Source organism: Rhodococcus sp. Leaf233, assembly GCF_001426165.1.
Lineage (GTDB): Bacteria > Actinomycetota > Actinomycetes > Mycobacteriales > Mycobacteriaceae > Rhodococcoides > Rhodococcoides fascians.
In genome coordinates this window covers 589,342-605,667 of record NZ_LMRO01000008.1, presented here as the reverse complement: position 1 = coordinate 605,667, position 16,326 = coordinate 589,342, and the positions used below count along the sequence as shown (strand labels likewise).

Genomic DNA, 16,326 nt, shown 5'->3' with positions numbered 1-16,326 from the left:
TGTTACTCACCCGTTCGCCGCTCGTGTACCCCGAAAGGCCTTACCGCTCGACTTGCATGTGTTAAGCACGCCGCCAGCGTTCGTCCTGAGCCAGGATCAAACTCTCCGTAAAAGACTCTCGATCAACAGTCGAAACTGCAAATCAGTCATAAACATAAAGAGTCAAATCACTAGCAAAWAAACTCAACTAGCATTTTCAAGCAACACTCGACAACAACCACCACAAGCGGATGGCTGATACATCGAATGCTTTCACCAAATAAAATTCGGCACTGACATTCATCGACACACTGTTGAGTTCTCAAACACCCGACAACAACCACCACAAGCGGATGGCTGATACATCGAATGCTTTCACCAAATAAAATTCGGCACTGACATTCATCGACACACTGTTGAGTTCTCAAAGAACACGCACACACCATTCACGTCCGAGATGATCTCGTCGGTGTCCGGGGCAACCGTTCCAGCTTAGATCGGATGTTCAGGCTCAGTCAAACTGGCCTTCGATCCGCGGTTAAGACACAACCGAAGTAGTGTCCGAACCAGATTGTGTAGAGCGCGTCCGCTTCGCTCAGGCCTTGCGGTCTGGGCTGGCGTCCGTGTCGCTCTGACTTGGACAAAGTTACGCCCCGGATAACAACGCGTCAAATCCCCAGGTCGCTCGGACACAATCGGTGTGAACAGCCTGGTCGCGCTCGATGGATTGCCCCTCGAGCGGATGTCCAAACCAAATTACATCAATGTGACTCCGGCCACTTGCCGATCCTGGATTCAGCGAGCCACGCGTGCTCCCGCAAAGTTCCGCTTCCCGCGCCGGACCACCAACCATTGTCCGTGCAAGAGGTCGTCGCTCGACGGTGTCCAGTTCTCGTCGGCGATCTTGACGTTGTTCACCGCTGCCCCGCCCTCTTTGACCGCCCGTCGCGCAGCACCCTTGCTCTCGCTCAACCCTGTCGCGACAAGGAGGTCGACGATCGTGTTCGGAGCACCCACCTCGATGTCGGCCACAGATGCCTCGTGCAACGCCGCTGCCAGAGTGCTCTCGTCGAGGTCGGTGAGCTCGGCCCGCCCGAACAGTGCTTGGCTGGCGAGTTCGACCGAGCGAGTCGCCTCTTCGCCGTGAACCAGAGTCGTCATCTCTGCTGCCAGTCGCTTCTGAGCTTCTCGCGCGTGCGGTCGCTCCTCGGTTGCTGTCTCCAATTCGGCCAGTTCGTCCTGGGACAGGAAGGTGAACCAGCGCAGGTACTTGACCACATCGGCGTCACCGGTGTTCACGAAGTACTGGTACCAGGCGTACGGGCTGGTCATCTCGGGGTCCAACCAGAGACTGCCACCACCGGTGGACTTACCGAACTTCTTGCCGTCCGACGACGTGACCAGGGGAACGGTCAGCGCGTGAACCTGTTCGGCGTCCTGCCGACGGTTCAGTTCCACGCCGGCGATGATGTTGCCCCACTGATCCGAGCCACCGATCTGCAGACTGCAGCCGTACTCCCGGCGCAGCTGGACGTAGTCGTTGGCCTGCAACAGCATGTAGCTGAACTCGGTGTACGACATGCCGTCGCCCTCGAGCCGAGTCTTGACCGTCTCCCGCGCGAGCATGACGTTGATCGAGAAGTGTTTGCCGACGTCTCGGAGGAAGTCGATGGTGGACAGCTCCCCTGTCCAGGACAGGTTGTTGACCACCACGCCACCGGTAGGGCCGTCGTCCAGGTCTACGAACCGTTCGAGCTGCCCCCGGATACGCGACGCCCATTCGGTGACCACCTCACGGGAGTTCATGGTCCGCTCCCCCACATCGCGAGGATCACCGATCAGTCCGGTTGCGCCGCCCGCCAGAATGATCGGCCGATGACCGGCCCGCTGGAACCGCTTCAAGGCGAGCAGCGGAACGAGGTGGCCGGCGTGGAGCGAGGGTCCGGTCGGGTCGAAACCGGAGTACAACGTGATCGGCCCGTCCGAGGTGGCCTTCTTCAGTGCTTCCACGTCGGTGGACTGCGCGATCAGTCCGCGCCAGGTCAATTCGTCGATGATGTTCTCGCTCACGACGTCGATCTTCCCGCATGCACTTGCCGCCGCCTCGTTCAGCCCTCACGCAAGCCGGGCTGGGGAGCGCGGGGACTGCGCCGGTAGTTCGACACTGCAGGCGAGGCCGGTAGCCAGAAACGCCACGGTCTGTCTGCTGCCACGCTCACACCCACGCGTGGACCGACTTTCAACGCCTCGTCGCCCAGCGGATGTTCGAGCAGCTCGAGGGTGATCGGTGACGACGCGTCGAACAGATCGGTCCCGTTGTCGGCAAGTCCCACTCCGAGTGCTCGTCCGAGATTGCCGGGCCCTCGAGCCCACCCGGCCTCGACCCGCGCTGTTCGCGACTTTCCGCCACCGCGCCTGCCGTCGACGAAATCGTGACCTGCAACTACCTGACCGGCTCGAAGCAGGACGGCAGCGGCCGTCCCGTCCGGCCCGCAACTGACGTTCATGCACAGGTGCATGCCGTAACTCAGGTAGACGTACAGCCGACCCGCCGGACCGAACATCACGGCATTTCGGGGTGTCGGACCACGGAAAGAATGCGCAGCGGGATCGGGCCACGGACCGTCGACTGGACCGCCGTATGCCTCGACCTCCACGATGCGCACCGACACCGCGCCTGCATGGACGGTGGCCCCGAGGATACGTCGGGCTGCGTCGTCCGGCTCTCCGATTTCCAAGTCAGCAGCGTTCACCCGTCCCATGATGCTGAACCCTTGACCTCGAGGCATCGACGGGGCTATGACTGCATCGATCGATGAGAGTCTGGAGGCCGACATGGCGTTCACCGGGCAACATGCCGTCGAGATCACAGGGTTGACGGTTCGCCGCGGCAACCGAACGGTGCTGCACAATCTGTCCCTGACGATTCCGCGGGCTGCCATCACCGGCCTCCTCGGCCCATCGGGCTGCGGAAAGACCACGTTGATGCGCGCCATAGTCGGCACGCAGATCGTTGCCGGCGGAACCGTGACAGTGCTCGGATGCCCAGCCGGCTCCACCTCCCTGCGCCGCACCGTCGGGTACGTGACGCAGGCACCGAGCGTGTACCGAGACCTCACCGTTCGCGAGAACGTGCAGTACTTCGGGTCGCTCTACGGTCGCCGCCACTCCGAGGTGGCGTCCGCCATCGCGGCTGTCGGACTCACCGACCATGCGGCGTCGCGGGCGGGTGAGCTCTCCGGTGGCCAACTGAGCCGGGTCTCCCTGGCCAGCGCGCTGGTCGCCGAACCCGAACTCATCGTCCTCGACGAGCCGACGGTCGGGTTGGATCCCGTCCTTCGCTCGGAACTGTGGTCACGATTCGCCGCAATCGCAGCGGTAGGTACGACAGTGCTGGTCTCGAGCCACGTGATGGAGGAGGCAGAACACTGCAGCCAGCTCGTACTGATGCGCGACGGTGCCGTCCTGGACCGATCGAGCCCCGAAGCGCTACTGGCGCGGACGAAGGAAACGAACCTCGACCGCGCATTCCTCTCGCTCATCAGATCCACGGAACAGACATCGTGAACGGACGAATCTACGCAGCGGGTACGGGTCGAATCCTGCGCCAGCTCAGAGCCGATCACCGATCGGTGGCCATGGTCCTGCTCGTGCCGTCTCTACTGATGGTGTTGCTGTATTTCCTGTACCGAGACGTCCCGGCTCCGCCGAACCAACAATCGTCGTTCGATCGAATTGCGATCACGATGCTCGGCATTCTGCCGTTCGTCGTCATGTTTCTGCTCACGTCGATCTCGATGCAGCGTGAACGCAGCACGGGAACACTCGAACGCCTGCTGACCACACCGATGTCCAAGATGGACCTGCTTGCGAGTTACGGCTCGGCGTTCTCGCTCGCCGCTGTAGGGCAGGCGCTGCTCGCGTGCGCACTCGCATTCGGATTGCTCGGGCTCGACATCGAAGGCTCGATCGGGTGGGTTCTGGTGATCGCGGTACTCGGGGCGATGCTCGGAGTGGCGATCGGGCTGTTGTGCAGCGCTTTCGCACGTACCGAATTTCAAGCGGTCCAGTTCATGCCGGTCGTCGTGATCCCGCAGCTCTTCCTCTGCGGGCTCCTGGTGGCCCGCGATCAGATGCCGAGTTGGCTCGGTGCAGTCAGCAACCTTCTGCCGCTGAGCTACCTGGTGGACGCCCTGCAGGAAATATCCGTCCACCCCGATGCAACCAGGCGCATGGGGGCCGACATCGCCGTGGTCGTGATGTTCACCGTGGCAGCGCTGACCGGTGCGGCAGCGACATTGCGTCGGCGGACACCATGAACGAAGTGATCTAGGACGTGGCGCGCGCCAGAATCAACTCGTGCTCGGCGTCGTCGACATCGCGCGCATCGTCGGCGAGCAACACCGGAATGCCATTTTCTATCGGATATGCGCGACGCAGTCGCGGGTTGTAGAGCAATTCATCCTCGACGAGCAGGAGCGGGCCCTTGTCCACAGGGCACGCGAGGATGGAGAGCAGAGTCGAGTCGATTGCCACAGGTGTCCTTCTGTCTGCTCCGACCGAGTCGGAGTGATGGTCTTCGTTCACGCTACCGAACGCCGATTGTTTCCGTCGTCGGGGCCGCCGGCCGTACCTTCATGTCAGGAAGACTTCTCGGCGGTGGCCTGACGTCCCACGAAGCGTTCTGCCACAACAGCTTTCGTCAGTCGTCGGTAGCTGTTCGACTCCGGATCGTAGTACCACGATCGTGCGCTCGGAGTAGGAATTCCTGCCTGCTTCAATGCAGACGCGTTGGGTCGATAGGCGCGACCGACCGGGATGTCGGACACAACGTGGACGATCGCCGGGCGCTCGTCCGGAAGCAGAACTCCCAGGGCATCGGTGAGGGCGCGAGCGGTGATCACCGCTTCCGGCTGCAGGGAGACAGCACACACGGCAACCTCGGTGGCCGACGCTTCCATGCGGATCGACCGTGGCCCGTCGACGGCTACACGAACCCCGTAGACCACGGCCGAACCGACCTGGTCGAGATCGCCGACGGCGTCGACGATCGGCTGGGTGTACACCGGACCCCGCGCCGAGCGAACAACGGTGTCTTTACGATCGATGAGCCAGTAATCGCCGTCCGAATCACGCCGGAACAGGTTCTCGGTGGGTATCCACGCGTCGGTGGGCTCGAAGACCCCACGCATGACATGGCTGGTCGCTTCACCGTCACCGCTCGGGCGGCCCAGGAGCAGCCCGATCTCGTCGTCGCGGCACTGCCGCACGAATCCGTCGTCGTCCTCTTCGAGTCGGCCGGTGATCGGGTCGTACGCCGCCAGGGCCACTCGCGCACTGCCGGGCAGAGGGCGTCCCTTCGAGCCGATCTTCGTCCCGGCGACATTGGCCAGAATGACGTCGTTCTCGGTGGAGGCATAGAACTCGAGCACTCGCGCCGGGGTGAACTTCGCCAGGGTGCGACGCCACAATCCCACCGGCATACCGGAGCCGATGAACAGCCGAACCGGGTGACCGGTGTCGACCGGGAAGCGCCCGTCGTCGACGATCTGCTGCATCATCGTCCAGGTGTAGCTGACGACAGTGACGCCGTAGCGGTACACCTCTTCCCTGAAGCGCTCGGGATCGAGACCACGGGAGAGCGCGATCCTCGATCCGCCGGCAAGCGCGCCGCCGATGGTCACGAGTATGCCCGCCGAATGATGGAGCGGTGCTAGGCAATACACAGTATCGCCGGGACCGAGAGCGGCCGTCGTCGCGGTACCGAATGCGGACAGTGCCCAGCGATGGTTGGTGATGTATCGCGGTTCGAGACCACGGTCGGTGGTGGTGAACAGAATCATTGCCAGTTCGCGAGCGCGACCGGGATCCGGCTCGAACCAGGCCGGTAGCCGGACGGCGTCGGGGTCGATGGCTTCGAGGTCGATCACTTCGTAGCCGTCCGGAACATCGAGCCGCCGCGTCTCGCCGCCGCCGAGCACCAGTACGTTGGGCGCGACCGGAACCGCCGCCGCGGCATTTTCCGGATCGGCGATCACGGTGTCGACGTCCACGGTGCGTAACGCGGCAGTGAGGTCGCTACCTGGCTGCAGCAACACCGGAACAGCGCCGATGCGCGAGAGAGCTGCGATGGCGGCGAGGGCACTCGGCCTGGTCTCCATCAGCACACCGATGCGCGATGCCGGCCGTACACCGACACTGATCAGACCTCGAACCACGTTGTCGATACGCACGTTGACGGCGTCGTAGGTGTGCACTCGGTCGTCGAAGAGGAAGCACTCGCCGAGCGGGGACTTTCTTCCCTGCTCAGCGATCAAGCGGCCCAACGAGACCCGACTGTGCGGCTGCATCTGCCCCAGCCGTGCCAGCCGCGGAAGGGTGCGCACGGCCTCGGTCGAGATCTCACGAGTGCCGCGCACGGCACCGGTCGCGGCCGACGCCAATCCGCGTCCTACACCGACTCCCACTTCGGCGATGGAGGCAGCGGTATGAATCAGCCTGTTGGTGATCGACACTCCGCTGTCGCTGTCCGAGTGCTCCTCGTGTTCCATCACGCGCACGGCCTCGGGCTTCGGTCCGAGGTTCTCGCGCCACCGAATCCAGTTTCCGGTGGTCGGCCACGTCTGCGCAGCTGCCGTGCTACCCACCACGAGACCGAAATGGCCTGCACGCAAGGTCGTTTCGAATACCTGAGCACGCGGTGCGGCACGCCGGATTCCGCGCACCGCCAACGGCTGTCCGATGTCGTCCACCTCGCCGACGAACGCCAAGACCGGCACCGTCAACTCGGCAAGCGTCAACAACCTGTCCTTGATGACGAAACCGCCGGTCATCATGCGGTTGTGCACGACGAACTGCCTGAGCAACTCGGCCACGGCGGGCCCGGACCACGCCACCCAGCCGTCCATCGCCAGGAAGCGGCGCTGCGGCTCCCGAGGCAACAGTGCTTCCCGATCGTGCAACTGTCGCAGGAAATCCAAACGAGACCGCACGGTCTTCGCCGGGTCGAGCAGCTGAAATCCCGTCCGCGCCATCCACCCCGACACGGCCAAGCGCGTGAATACATGGTCGGCGAGAAACTCTGCGCCCCGAGTAGCGACACCGGCCGGGATACCCAACGGCAAGCCGGCCAAGGTGTCGACCGGAGCCCCGAACGTGATGAGGCTGGCCAGGTTTCGTCCACCTCGATAGGCGGCAGCTTGGTAGCAGAACATGCCGCCCTGCGAATACCCGCCGAGGTGAACGTCGCGGCCGGTGTGCTCGTGCACCTTGTCCACGACCTCGCTGATGGCGACGACGTGATCGGCCAGAGTACGGCTCCACCCGCCCTCTTCGGTATCGGGCGAACCGAAATCGACCACCCACGGGTCCATGCCCATGCCGTGCAGAATGCCGGCCGCACCTTGATCGGTGGTGACGTCGTACACGTCCGCGGAGACCATCATCGGCGGAATCAGCACCACCGGAGGACTGTCCACGGGAACGTCGTCGGGGAAGTAACGCCGCAACCGATACATCGGCTCGCGGTCCATCACCCGGAAAGGCGACGGATCGACCTCGGTCTCGAGACCACCCAGCCGGATGACCTCGAGGCCGTTCTGGGCCGTTGCGATAGCACGCCGCAGTGGACCACGTACCGCGTCTGCATTCAGTCCCACAAATACACTCCTGCGTTCGGCCCCGACGGAACGACCGACATCGGTCTTCGCGTGACGAAAGCTTCTCACATCACACTCGTGGAATCGGCGAGGATGTCGACTAGTGCCGCAACACCGGCACCTCGGCCCACGCGCGCAACGTCGACGCAGTCGCCCGCACACCACCGAGCTGGTGCGCCACCTGAACCGCCGCGGTGCCGCCGCGAGCATCACGCGAGGAAATGGAGCCCTCCACGGTGAGCACCTCGCGCACCGCCGGAGTGAGCGCCGGATCGATCGACGCGAGCTCGTCGTCGGTCAGATCCACCAGCCCGACGCCCCGCGCTTCCGCCGCGCGCACGCAGGCTCCCGCTGCCTCGTGAGCGACCCGGAACGCAATCCCTTGCCGCACCATCCATTCGGCGATGTCGGTGGCGAGCGTGAACCCGGCCGGCGCGAGTTCGGCCATGCGATCGGTGTGGAACTCCAATGTCGCCGTCAAACCGGTGAAAGCCGGGAGCAGCAACTCGAGCTGAGCCACCGAATCGAACACCGGCTCCTTGTCTTCCTGAAGATCCCGGTTGTACGCCAAGGGTTGTGCCTTGAGGGTGGCCAACAGGCCGGTCAGATTTCCGATCAGGCGGCCCGTCTTGCCACGAGTCAACTCCGCGACGTCGGGATTCTTCTTCTGCGGCATGATCGAGCTGCCCGTCGACCATGCATCTGCGAGAGTCACGTAACCGTATTCGGGTGTGCTCCACGAGATGACCTCCTCGGCGAACCGAGACAGGTCCACCGCTGTCATCGCCAGGACGAACGCGGCTTCCGCCGCGAAATCACGCGAGGACGTGGCGTCGATCGAGTTCTCGGCGGACGAATCGAACCCGAGTTCGGCGGCGATCTTCTCGGGGCTCAGACCGAGCGAGGAGCCGGCCAGAGCGCCGGAACCGTAGGGCGACACTGCCGCTCGCCTGTCGAAGTCCGCGAACCGCTGGACATCACGCAGCAGCGGATGGGTATGTGCGAGCAGATGATGCGCCAACAACACCGGCTGCGCCGCCTGCGAATGAGTCTTGCCGGGCATGACCGCGGTGGGGTGAGCCGCAGCCTGAGTTGCCAATGCGTCCACGACGTCGAGAACACCGACCGCCACCCGACGGACGGCGTCGCGCAACCACATCCGGAACAGGGTCGCGACCTGATCGTTGCGTGAGCGGCCGGCGCGCAGGCGACCACCCACCTCGGGTCCGACCCGGTCGATCAAACCGCGTTCGAGGGCGCCGTGCACGTCCTCGTCCGACTCGGCCGCGACGAACTCACCGGACGCCACGTCGTCGGCCAGCCGCTGCAAACCGTCGAGCATGGTCTCGAGGTCCTGCGGGGTCAGCAGTCCGGCACCGTTCAGAACCCGAGCGTGCGCCATGGACGCACGGATGTCGTAGGGCGCGAGAACCCAGTCGAAGTGTGTCGATTTGCTCAGGGCAGCCATGGCAGCCGCCGGGCCGGAGGCGAAGCGCCCGCCCCACAGCGAGCCTTCGTTGGTTCCGTGTGCGTTGCTCGAAGTGGTCACAGGCCCAGGTCCCGCTTCGCTGCGATCTTGGAGGAGAGCCCGTGCAGCTGCACGAATCCCTTGGCCGCCGACTGGTCGAACGTGTCGCCCTCGTCGTAGGTAGCGAGGTTGAAGTCGTACAAAGACTCCCCGCTGCGACGGCCGTTGACGATGATTCCGCCCGCGTGCAGCACCAAGCGGATGTCGCCCGAGACGTGTTCCTGCGTGTGCTGAACGAACGTGTCGAGTGCACCCTTGAGCGGCGAGTACCACAGGCCGTCGTAGACCAGCTCGGCCCACTTCTGGTCGGTATGACGCTTGTAGCGGCCGAGTTCGCGCTCGAGGGTCACGTGCTCGAGTTCTTCGTGCGCACGGATCAGGACCATCGCACCGGGAGCCTCGTAGATTTCACGGCTCTTGATGCCGACGAGCCGATCCTCGACGACGTCCAATCGGCCGACACCCTGAGCGCCCGCACGGGTGTTGAGTTCTTGGATCGCACCGAGCACCGACACCGGACGGCCGTCGATGGCGACCGGGCGACCCTTGTCGAACGTGAGTATCAGTTCGTCGGGTGCCTGGAAGTTGACCGTCGGATCCTCGGTGTAGTCGTACACATCCTTCGTCGGCGCGTTCCACAGATCTTCCAGGAAGCCGGTCTCCACTGCTCGTCCCCACACGTTCTGGTCGATGGAGAACGGTGACTTGGTGGTGACGTTGATCGGAATGTCGTTCTCCTCGGCGAACGCGATCGCCTTCTCCCGGGTCCACGCGTAATCGCGTACCGGTGCCAGCACTTCGAGCTCCGGAGCGAGCGTGTTGAAACCGACCTCGAACCGGACCTGATCGTTGCCCTTGCCCGTGCATCCGTGGGCGACGACGGTTCCGCCGTGCGCACGTGCGTTCTCCACCAGATGCTTGACGATCAGCGGGCGGCTGATGGCCGAAACCAACGGATACCGATCCATGTACAGCGCGTTGGATTGCACCGTCGGCAGGCAGTACTCGTCGGCGAACTCGTCCCTGGCGTCGACGACGACCGATTCGACTGCGCCGCAGTCCAATGCGCGCTGGCGGACGACATTCATGTCCTCACCGCCCTGGCCGAGGTCGATGGCAACAGCGACGACCTCCTTGCCGGTCTCCCGTCCGATCCAGCTGATGGCGACAGAGGTGTCGAGTCCGCCGGAGTAGGCGAGGATGACGCGTTCGGCCATGGTGATGACGCTCCTTCGTGGTTCGTGTGGTGCAGTGCGGAGTGACCGGATCTCAGTTTCCGCGTCGAGCGAGCTTTTCTATCTTGTCGGCGATCTCGCCGCCGGTGGTCGGTTCACGGGCGATGAGCAGGATCGTGTCGTCCCCGGCGATCGTTCCCACGACTTCCGGCAATGCAGCACGATCGAGGGCGCTGGCCAGGTAATGCGCAGCTCCGGGCGGTGTCCGCAGAACTGCCTGGTTTCCGCTGTGATCGGTGGACACCAACAGCTCCCCCAACAGCCGCAGGAGACGGTCGGTTCCGCCCGACACCCCGCGCACCGGGCTGCCGTCCTCGGGGACCACGTACACCCCGACGCCGCCGTCGGGAGCGCGCAACTTCACCGCACCCAACTCTTCGAGGTCACGCGACAGCGTCGCCTGGGTAGTGTCGATCCCCTCGGCGGCGAGCAACGACGCCAGCTGCGGTTGACTGCGCACCTGATGCGTGGCCAGCAACGCGATGATCCGCGCCTGTCTGCCCGCGCGGGTCGACGCGGTCAGCGGAACCGCAGTGACGTCGTCACTCACGGTCGCCGAGCCTGCTCGAGGAGCCAGACCAGCAGTGCTTTCTGCGCGTGCAGACGGTTCTCGGCCTCGTCCCAGACGACACTGTGCGGACCGTCGAGCACCTCGTCGGTGATTTCCTCGCCGCGGTGGGCAGGAAGGCAATGCAGCACGACCGCATCGGATTTCGCCTTCGACAGCAGCTCGGAGTCGATGCGGTAGGGCCGGAACGGAGCGACTCGATCGAGTCCGTCGTTCTCCTGACCCATCGATGTCCAGGTATCGGTGACGAGAGCGTCGGCACCGTCGGCGGCCTCGTCGGGGTCTTCGGTCACCGTGATGGACGCTCCGGTCTCCTCGGCGCGCGCACGTGCGGCATCGAGGACGTAACCGAGTGGTGCGAATTCCTTCGGAGCGGCGATCCTGACATCGAGTCCCGCGGTCACTCCGCCGATGAGAAGCGAATGTGCCATGTTGTTGGCACCGTCGCCGAAGTACGCCAGCGTCCTCCCGGTCAGGTTTCCCTTGTGCTCGATCAGCGTCTGCAGATCGGCGAGGACCTGGCAGGGATGGAACTCGTTGGACAGCGCATTGACGATGGGAATCGTTGCACCCGTTGCCATCTGCTCCAGCCGCTTCTGGCCGAACGTACGCCAGACGACCGCCTCGACGTAGCGGGACAGCACGCGGCCGGTGTCCTGCAGAGTCTCCTCGCGTCCCAGTTGAGTGTCGCTTCCGGTGACCACAACGGCGTGGCCACCCAACTGCGCAATGCCCAACTCGAACGAGAACCGAGTTCTGGTGGAATTCTTCTCGAAGATCACACCGACGCCCTTCGGCCCCTCGAGCGGCCGCTTGGAGAACGGAGCCCGCTTGATCTCGGCCGCGAGCGCCAGGATTTCTCCCTGCTGCTGCGGGGTGATGTCGTCGTCGCGAAGGAAGTGCTGAACGGTCATGGCTGGTGTGCCTCCTGTGCTGCGTCGAGAATTGCCGGTAGTGCCGAGACGAACGACGCGGCCTGCTCTTCGGTGATGATCAGCGGCGGTGCGAGCCGCAATACGTCTGGTTGCGCTGCATTGATCAGGAAGCCTGCGTCACGGGCCGCCGCCTCGGCCGCAGGCGCAACTGCGGCCGTGAGCACCACTCCGAGCAGAAGCCCGGAGCCCCGAACATGGCTGACGAGAGGGTGTTCGAGAGCCTCGATGGAATGAGCGATGGTCTTGCCGAGACTGTCGGCGTGCGAAACGAGGTCGTCGGCGGCAATGGTCCGCAACACAGCCAACGCAGCAGCGGCGCAGACCGGGTTGCCGCCGAAGGTGGTGCCGTGCTTGCCCGGATGCAACAACTCCCCCGCCGCCCCGATACCGATGCAGGCTCCGATGGGCAGACCCCCGCCCAGTCCTTTGGCCAAGGTGATCACGTCGGGCACGATGCCGACCGACTGGTGGGCGTAGAACCAGCCCGTGCGGCCGATACCGGTCTGCACCTCGTCGAGGACCAACAGCGCGCCGTGCTTCGCCGTGATCTCACGTGCGGCAACGAGATACCCGTCGGGAGGAACGACCACGCCGCCCTCCCCCATGATGGGTTCGAGAAACACTGCGGCGGTGTCGGAATCGACGGCTGCCTCGAGCGCGGCGATGTCTCCGTAGGGCACGTGCTGGACACCGGCAGGCATGGGTTCGAACGGAATTCGCTTGTCGGCTTGTCCGGTGAGCGCCAGTGCACCCATCGTCCGTCCGTGAAAGGCCTTCTCGGCGGCAATGATGTGGGGACGACCGGTCAGACGCGCGATCTTGAACGCCGCCTCGTTGGCCTCGGTACCCGAGTTGCAGAAGAACACTCGTCCCGTCGCACCCGCACCCAGATGTGCGAGCAATTGCTCGGCCAGTTCGATACCCGGTTCCGTCGCATACAGATTCGACGTATGACCCAGCGTGGAGAGCTGAGCAGTGACCGCCTCGATCACCGCAGGATGAGCGTGGCCCAGGATATTGACGGCGATACCGGCCAGCAGGTCGAGGTACTGCTTGCCGTCGGCGTCGGTCACCACAGCGCCTTCGCCTCGGACGAGCGCTACGCGCGGCACACCGTAGTTGTCCATCAGCGACGTGGACCACCGCTGCTGTAGATCGACCGTGGACTGCGTGCCGGTCATGACGTGACTCCTGACGTAGACGAGTGATCGGGGGTGACCATGGTGCCGATCCCCTCTCCGGTGAACAGCTCCACCAGAACCGAATGTTCGACGCGACCGTCGATGACGTGCGCCGACGGCACTCCGGCACGAACGGCCCGCAGGCAGGCTTCCATCTTCGGAACCATCCCGGCATCGAGCGTGGGCAGCAATGCGTCGAGTTCCGACGCGTCGATTCGAGAGGTCAGGGAACTGCGATCGGGCCACGCCGTGTAGAGACCCTCGACATCGGTGAGCACGACCAACTTCTCTGCCCCGATCGCACTGGCGAGAGCAGCAGCAGCGGTATCGGCGTTGATGTTGTGCACCACGCCGTCACTGTCGGGTGCGATGGTGGAGACCACCGGAATGCGGCCTGCGGCAATCAGATCGAAGATCGCCTTCGGATCTACCGAGGTGACGTCGCCCACCAGACCGATATCGGTATCGACGCCGTCGACCAGGACCGAACGACGCGTCGCGGTGAACAGGTGTGCGTCCTCCCCCGAGATTCCGACGGCATACGGCCCGTGACTGTTGATCAAGCCGACGAGTTCACGGCCGACCTGCCCGAACAGCACCATCCGAACGATGTCCATGACTTCCGGTGTGGTGACCCGGAATCCGCCGCGGAACTCACCCGTCAGGCCCAGCCTGGTGAGCATGGCCGAAATCTGCGGGCCTCCGCCGTGCACGACGACGGGGTGAATTCCGACGGTGCGTAGAAACACCATGTCGGCGGCGAACGCTCGCTTGAGATCGTCGTCGATCATGGCGTTCCCGCCGTACTTCACCACGACGATCTTGCCCGAGAAGCGCTGGAGCCAGGGCAGTGCCTCGGCGAGCGTGAACGCCTTCTGCGCTGCCGTCAATTGCGTTGCAGCAGCAGTCATGACGAGTACGCCGAGTTCTCTTCGACGTAGGCGTGGGAGAGATCCGTCGTTCTGATCGTGGCCGTACCGGACCCGAGTCCGAGGTCGATGGTCACGGCGATATCGACTCCCGACAGGTCGACCTCGCGCGCACCCGGAGCGCCGACGCCGTCGATGCACACCGGATTGCCGTTGAACGACACGGCAATCCGATCCGGATCGAGTTCGATCGGAGCAATACCGATCGCCGCGAGTACACGGCCCCAGTTGGGGTCCGAACCGAACAGGGCCGTCTTGGTGAGACTGTCCCTGGCGACCGTCCTCGCACCGACGAGAGCCTCGTCCTCGGATACAGCACCGGAGACGGTGATCTTCACTCGCTTCGTGACGCCCTCGGCATCGGCCATCATCTGATCGGCGAGGTCGTCGCATACCGCCAGAACAGCAGCGTCGAGGTCCTCCTGCGACGGGCTCACACCGCTCGCCCCGGAGGAGAGCAGCAGTACCGTGTCGTTCGTGGAGGATGCGCCGTCGACGTCGAGTCGGTCGTAGGACAACCGGGTGGCCGCACGAAGCGCGGTGTCGAGCTGCTCCGCGGTCGCGACGGCGTCGGTGGTGATGACACTGAGCATCGTGGCCAGCGAGGGTGCGAGCATGCCCGCGCCCTTGGCCATGCCACCGACATTCCACTTGTCTGCGTGATGAATCGCGGCCTGCTTCGGAACGGTATCGGTGGTCATGATCGCGTAAGCGGCATCGGTGCCACCGGAGATACCGCCGGCCAGTTCGTGCACCACCTCGGTCACCCCCGGCAACAGCTTGTCCATCGGCAACCGATCGCCGATGAGACCTGTCGAGCACACGGCAACCTCGATGGCCCCTGTTTCCGAACCCCAGTTGCTCAACACGGACGCGACCTCCTCGGCCGTCCGATGCGCGTCCTGGAAACCGGGTGCACCGGTACAGGCGTTGGCACCGCCCGAGTTCAACACCACCGCGCGAAGCCGACCGGTGGTGAGCACCTGCTGCGACCACAGCACTGGCGCGGCCTTGACCTTGTTGCGGGTGAAGACGCCCGCTGCCGTGAAGTCCGGGCCCTCGTTGAACACCAGAGCCAGATCGGACCTGCCACTTGCCTTGATACCCGCGGGAATCCCGGCCGCACGGAATCCGGCGGGAGACGTCACGCCCTGGGAACGCACGAGCTTCCCCGCGATCGAGGCGACCGTATCCGTCTCGCTCTTCAGGCCGGTCATGGAGCAACTCCTACGGTAGAGAGACCGTCGGTCTCGTCGATTCCCAACGCCAGATTCATCGATTGCACTGCTGCACCGGCTGTTCCCTTGGCCAGGTTGTCGATGGCCGCGATGACCACCAGCAAGCCGGCGTCTGCATCGACGGACACACTCATCTGCACGGCGTTCGATCCGATGACCGAACCGGTCTGCGGCAGCCGCCCGGCCGGAAGAACATGAACGAAAGGCTCTGCGGCATAGGCCTTCTCGTACACCTCGACGGCCTGAGCCTCGGTAGCGGTGGTCACGGCCGTACAGGTGGCCAGAATGCCACGCGGCATCGGCGCGAGTACCGGAGTGAACGACACCGACACGTCGGTACCGGCCACAGCCGACAGGTTCTGCACGATCTCGGGAGTGTGCCGGTGCGCGCCTGCTACCGCGTATGCGCGAACCGAGCCCATCACCTCGGAGCCCAGCAGGTCGGCCTTGGGTGCCCGGCCCGCACCGGACGTGCCGGTGACCGCAACGATGTTGACCCGTGGCTCGATGATTCCGGCGGCAACTGCCGGGGCCAGGGCAAGGCTCGACACCGTCGGATAGCACCCGGGCACGGCGATACGCGTTGCCCCGACCAGGAGCTCGCGGCGCCCCGGTAGCTCCGGGAGCCCATACGGCCAAGTCCCCGCATGTGGGGACTTGTAGTACTTCTCCCAGGCTGCCGAGTCGTTGAGGCGGAAATCGGCACCGCAGTCGATGATCACCACGGATTCCGGCAACTGGAGCGCGAGTTCGGCGGATTTGCCGTGCGGCAACCCGAGGAAGATCACGTCGTGCCCGGCGAGTTCGTCGACCGTCGTGGGGCCGAGAACACGGTCGGCAAGCGGCAGCAGATGGGGATGGAACTCACCCAGCGTCGCGCCTGCATTGCCGCCCGCAGTCAGAGCTCCGATGACCAACGAGCCGTCGCGAACAGCTGGGTGGCCGAGCAACAGGCGAAGGATCTCACCACCGGCGTAGCCACTGGCACCCGCCACCGCGATGCGCTTCGGCGTTGCCTCCGAAATAGTCATGCGGTTTATTATGCAGCATCATGCAAGCTCATTCATCGGCGGGC

At 64.3% G+C, this 16,326-nt stretch carries 14 protein-coding genes and 1 rRNA gene; 2 read left to right on the top strand and 13 right to left on the bottom strand.

The genetic code is table 11. From position 1 onward, the window contains the following. The 3 genes from ASH04_RS10755 to ASH04_RS10745 all read right to left on the bottom strand — a co-directional run. Positions 1 to 112: ribosomal RNA gene (locus ASH04_RS10755) — 16S ribosomal RNA — on the bottom strand; the annotation flags it as partial. A gap of 662 nt (positions 113 to 774) precedes the next feature. Beyond that, positions 775 to 2,049 carry a tyrosine--tRNA ligase gene (gene tyrS / locus ASH04_RS10750; RefSeq protein ID WP_027497224.1) on the bottom strand — a complete coding sequence of 425 codons (1,275 nt, stop codon included), beginning with the start codon at positions 2,047 to 2,049 and terminating at the stop codon, positions 775 to 777. Between the two features lie 38 nt (positions 2,050 to 2,087). Next, the gene (locus tag ASH04_RS10745; protein WP_057473445.1) at positions 2,088 to 2,741 is read right to left on the bottom strand and encodes a DNA-3-methyladenine glycosylase; all 654 of its coding nucleotides are present in this window, start codon (positions 2,739 to 2,741) and stop codon (positions 2,088 to 2,090) included. Between the two features lie 73 nt (positions 2,742 to 2,814). Here ASH04_RS10745 and ASH04_RS10740 point away from each other — a divergent pair, with 73 nt between their 5' ends. Together ASH04_RS10740 and ASH04_RS10735 are read left to right on the top strand one after the other, a co-directional pair. Next, entirely contained in the window at positions 2,815 to 3,546 is a 732-nt protein-coding gene (locus ASH04_RS10740) for an ABC transporter ATP-binding protein (RefSeq protein ID WP_027497226.1), read from the top strand. Continuing rightward, a complete protein-coding gene (locus tag ASH04_RS10735; RefSeq protein ID WP_057473444.1) occupies positions 3,543 to 4,298 on the top strand; it encodes an ABC transporter permease in 756 nt (251 codons plus the stop codon). Before ASH04_RS10740 ends, ASH04_RS10735 begins: the two co-directional genes overlap by 4 nt. A gap of 10 nt (positions 4,299 to 4,308) precedes the next feature. Here the strand turns inward: ASH04_RS10735 and ASH04_RS10730 are convergent, their stop codons facing one another. The 10 genes from ASH04_RS10730 to argC form a co-directional block, all read right to left on the bottom strand. Continuing rightward, the gene (locus ASH04_RS10730; RefSeq protein ID WP_032365531.1) at positions 4,309 to 4,515 is read right to left on the bottom strand and encodes a Trm112 family protein; all 207 of its coding nucleotides are present in this window, start codon (positions 4,513 to 4,515) and stop codon (positions 4,309 to 4,311) included. A 104-nt stretch (positions 4,516 to 4,619) separates the two neighbouring features. Further along, positions 4,620 to 7,637, bottom strand: coding sequence for an AMP-binding protein (locus ASH04_RS10725; protein ID WP_032365532.1), 3,018 nt, complete (start codon positions 7,635 to 7,637; stop codon positions 4,620 to 4,622). A 100-nt stretch (positions 7,638 to 7,737) separates the two neighbouring features. Beyond that, positions 7,738 to 9,186, bottom strand: coding sequence for an argininosuccinate lyase (gene argH, locus ASH04_RS10720; RefSeq protein ID WP_057473443.1), 1,449 nt, complete (start codon positions 9,184 to 9,186; stop codon positions 7,738 to 7,740). Next, positions 9,183 to 10,382 carry an argininosuccinate synthase gene (locus ASH04_RS10715; protein ID WP_032370344.1) on the bottom strand — a complete coding sequence of 400 codons (1,200 nt, stop codon included), beginning with the start codon at positions 10,380 to 10,382 and terminating at the stop codon, positions 9,183 to 9,185. The genes argH and ASH04_RS10715 overlap by 4 nt, the downstream gene beginning before the upstream one ends. Before the next feature lie 52 nt (positions 10,383 to 10,434). Beyond that, on the bottom strand, positions 10,435 to 10,950 hold the full coding sequence (locus ASH04_RS10710) for an arginine repressor (protein WP_032365512.1): 516 nt from the start codon (positions 10,948 to 10,950) through the stop codon (positions 10,435 to 10,437). Further along, entirely contained in the window at positions 10,947 to 11,882 is a 936-nt protein-coding gene (gene argF, locus ASH04_RS10705) for an ornithine carbamoyltransferase (protein ID WP_032365513.1), read from the bottom strand. Before argF ends, ASH04_RS10710 begins: the two co-directional genes overlap by 4 nt. Beyond that, entirely contained in the window at positions 11,879 to 13,084 is a 1,206-nt protein-coding gene (locus ASH04_RS10700) for an acetylornithine transaminase (RefSeq protein ID WP_027497234.1), read from the bottom strand. Before ASH04_RS10700 ends, argF begins: the two co-directional genes overlap by 4 nt. Then, positions 13,081 to 13,995, bottom strand: coding sequence for an acetylglutamate kinase (gene argB / locus ASH04_RS10695; RefSeq protein WP_027497235.1), 915 nt, complete (start codon positions 13,993 to 13,995; stop codon positions 13,081 to 13,083). Before argB ends, ASH04_RS10700 begins: the two co-directional genes overlap by 4 nt. Continuing rightward, a complete protein-coding gene (gene argJ / locus ASH04_RS10690) occupies positions 13,992 to 15,230 on the bottom strand; it encodes a bifunctional glutamate N-acetyltransferase/amino-acid acetyltransferase ArgJ (protein WP_048318716.1) in 1,239 nt (412 codons plus the stop codon). Before argJ ends, argB begins: the two co-directional genes overlap by 4 nt. Next, entirely contained in the window at positions 15,227 to 16,282 is a 1,056-nt protein-coding gene (gene argC / locus ASH04_RS10685; RefSeq protein WP_032391049.1) for an N-acetyl-gamma-glutamyl-phosphate reductase, read from the bottom strand. The genes argJ and argC overlap by 4 nt, the downstream gene beginning before the upstream one ends. Between the last annotated feature and the right edge of the window lie 44 nt (positions 16,283 to 16,326).

What these genes read in the sequence shown, in the direction of transcription:
- ASH04_RS10745 (WP_057473445.1), bottom strand. Translation starts at nt 2,741, where the DNA reads ATGGGACGGGTGAACGCTGCTGACTTGGAAATCGGAGAGCCGGACGAC.
- ASH04_RS10740 (WP_027497226.1), top strand. Translation starts at nt 2,815, where the DNA reads ATGGCGTTCACCGGGCAACATGCCGTCGAGATCACAGGGTTGACGGTT.
- ASH04_RS10715 (WP_032370344.1), bottom strand. Translation starts at nt 10,382, where the DNA reads ATGGCCGAACGCGTCATCCTCGCCTACTCCGGCGGACTCGACACCTCT.
- argF (WP_032365513.1), bottom strand. Translation starts at nt 11,882, where the DNA reads ATGACCGTTCAGCACTTCCTTCGCGACGACGACATCACCCCGCAGCAG.
- ASH04_RS10700 (WP_027497234.1), bottom strand. Translation starts at nt 13,084, where the DNA reads ATGACCGGCACGCAGTCCACGGTCGATCTACAGCAGCGGTGGTCCACG.
- argB (WP_027497235.1), bottom strand. Translation starts at nt 13,995, where the DNA reads ATGACTGCTGCTGCAACGCAATTGACGGCAGCGCAGAAGGCGTTCACG.
- argJ (WP_048318716.1), bottom strand. Translation starts at nt 15,230, where the DNA reads ATGACCGGCCTGAAGAGCGAGACGGATACGGTCGCCTCGATCGCGGGG.
- argC (WP_032391049.1), bottom strand. Translation starts at nt 16,282, where the DNA reads ATGACTATTTCGGAGGCAACGCCGAAGCGCATCGCGGTGGCGGGTGCC.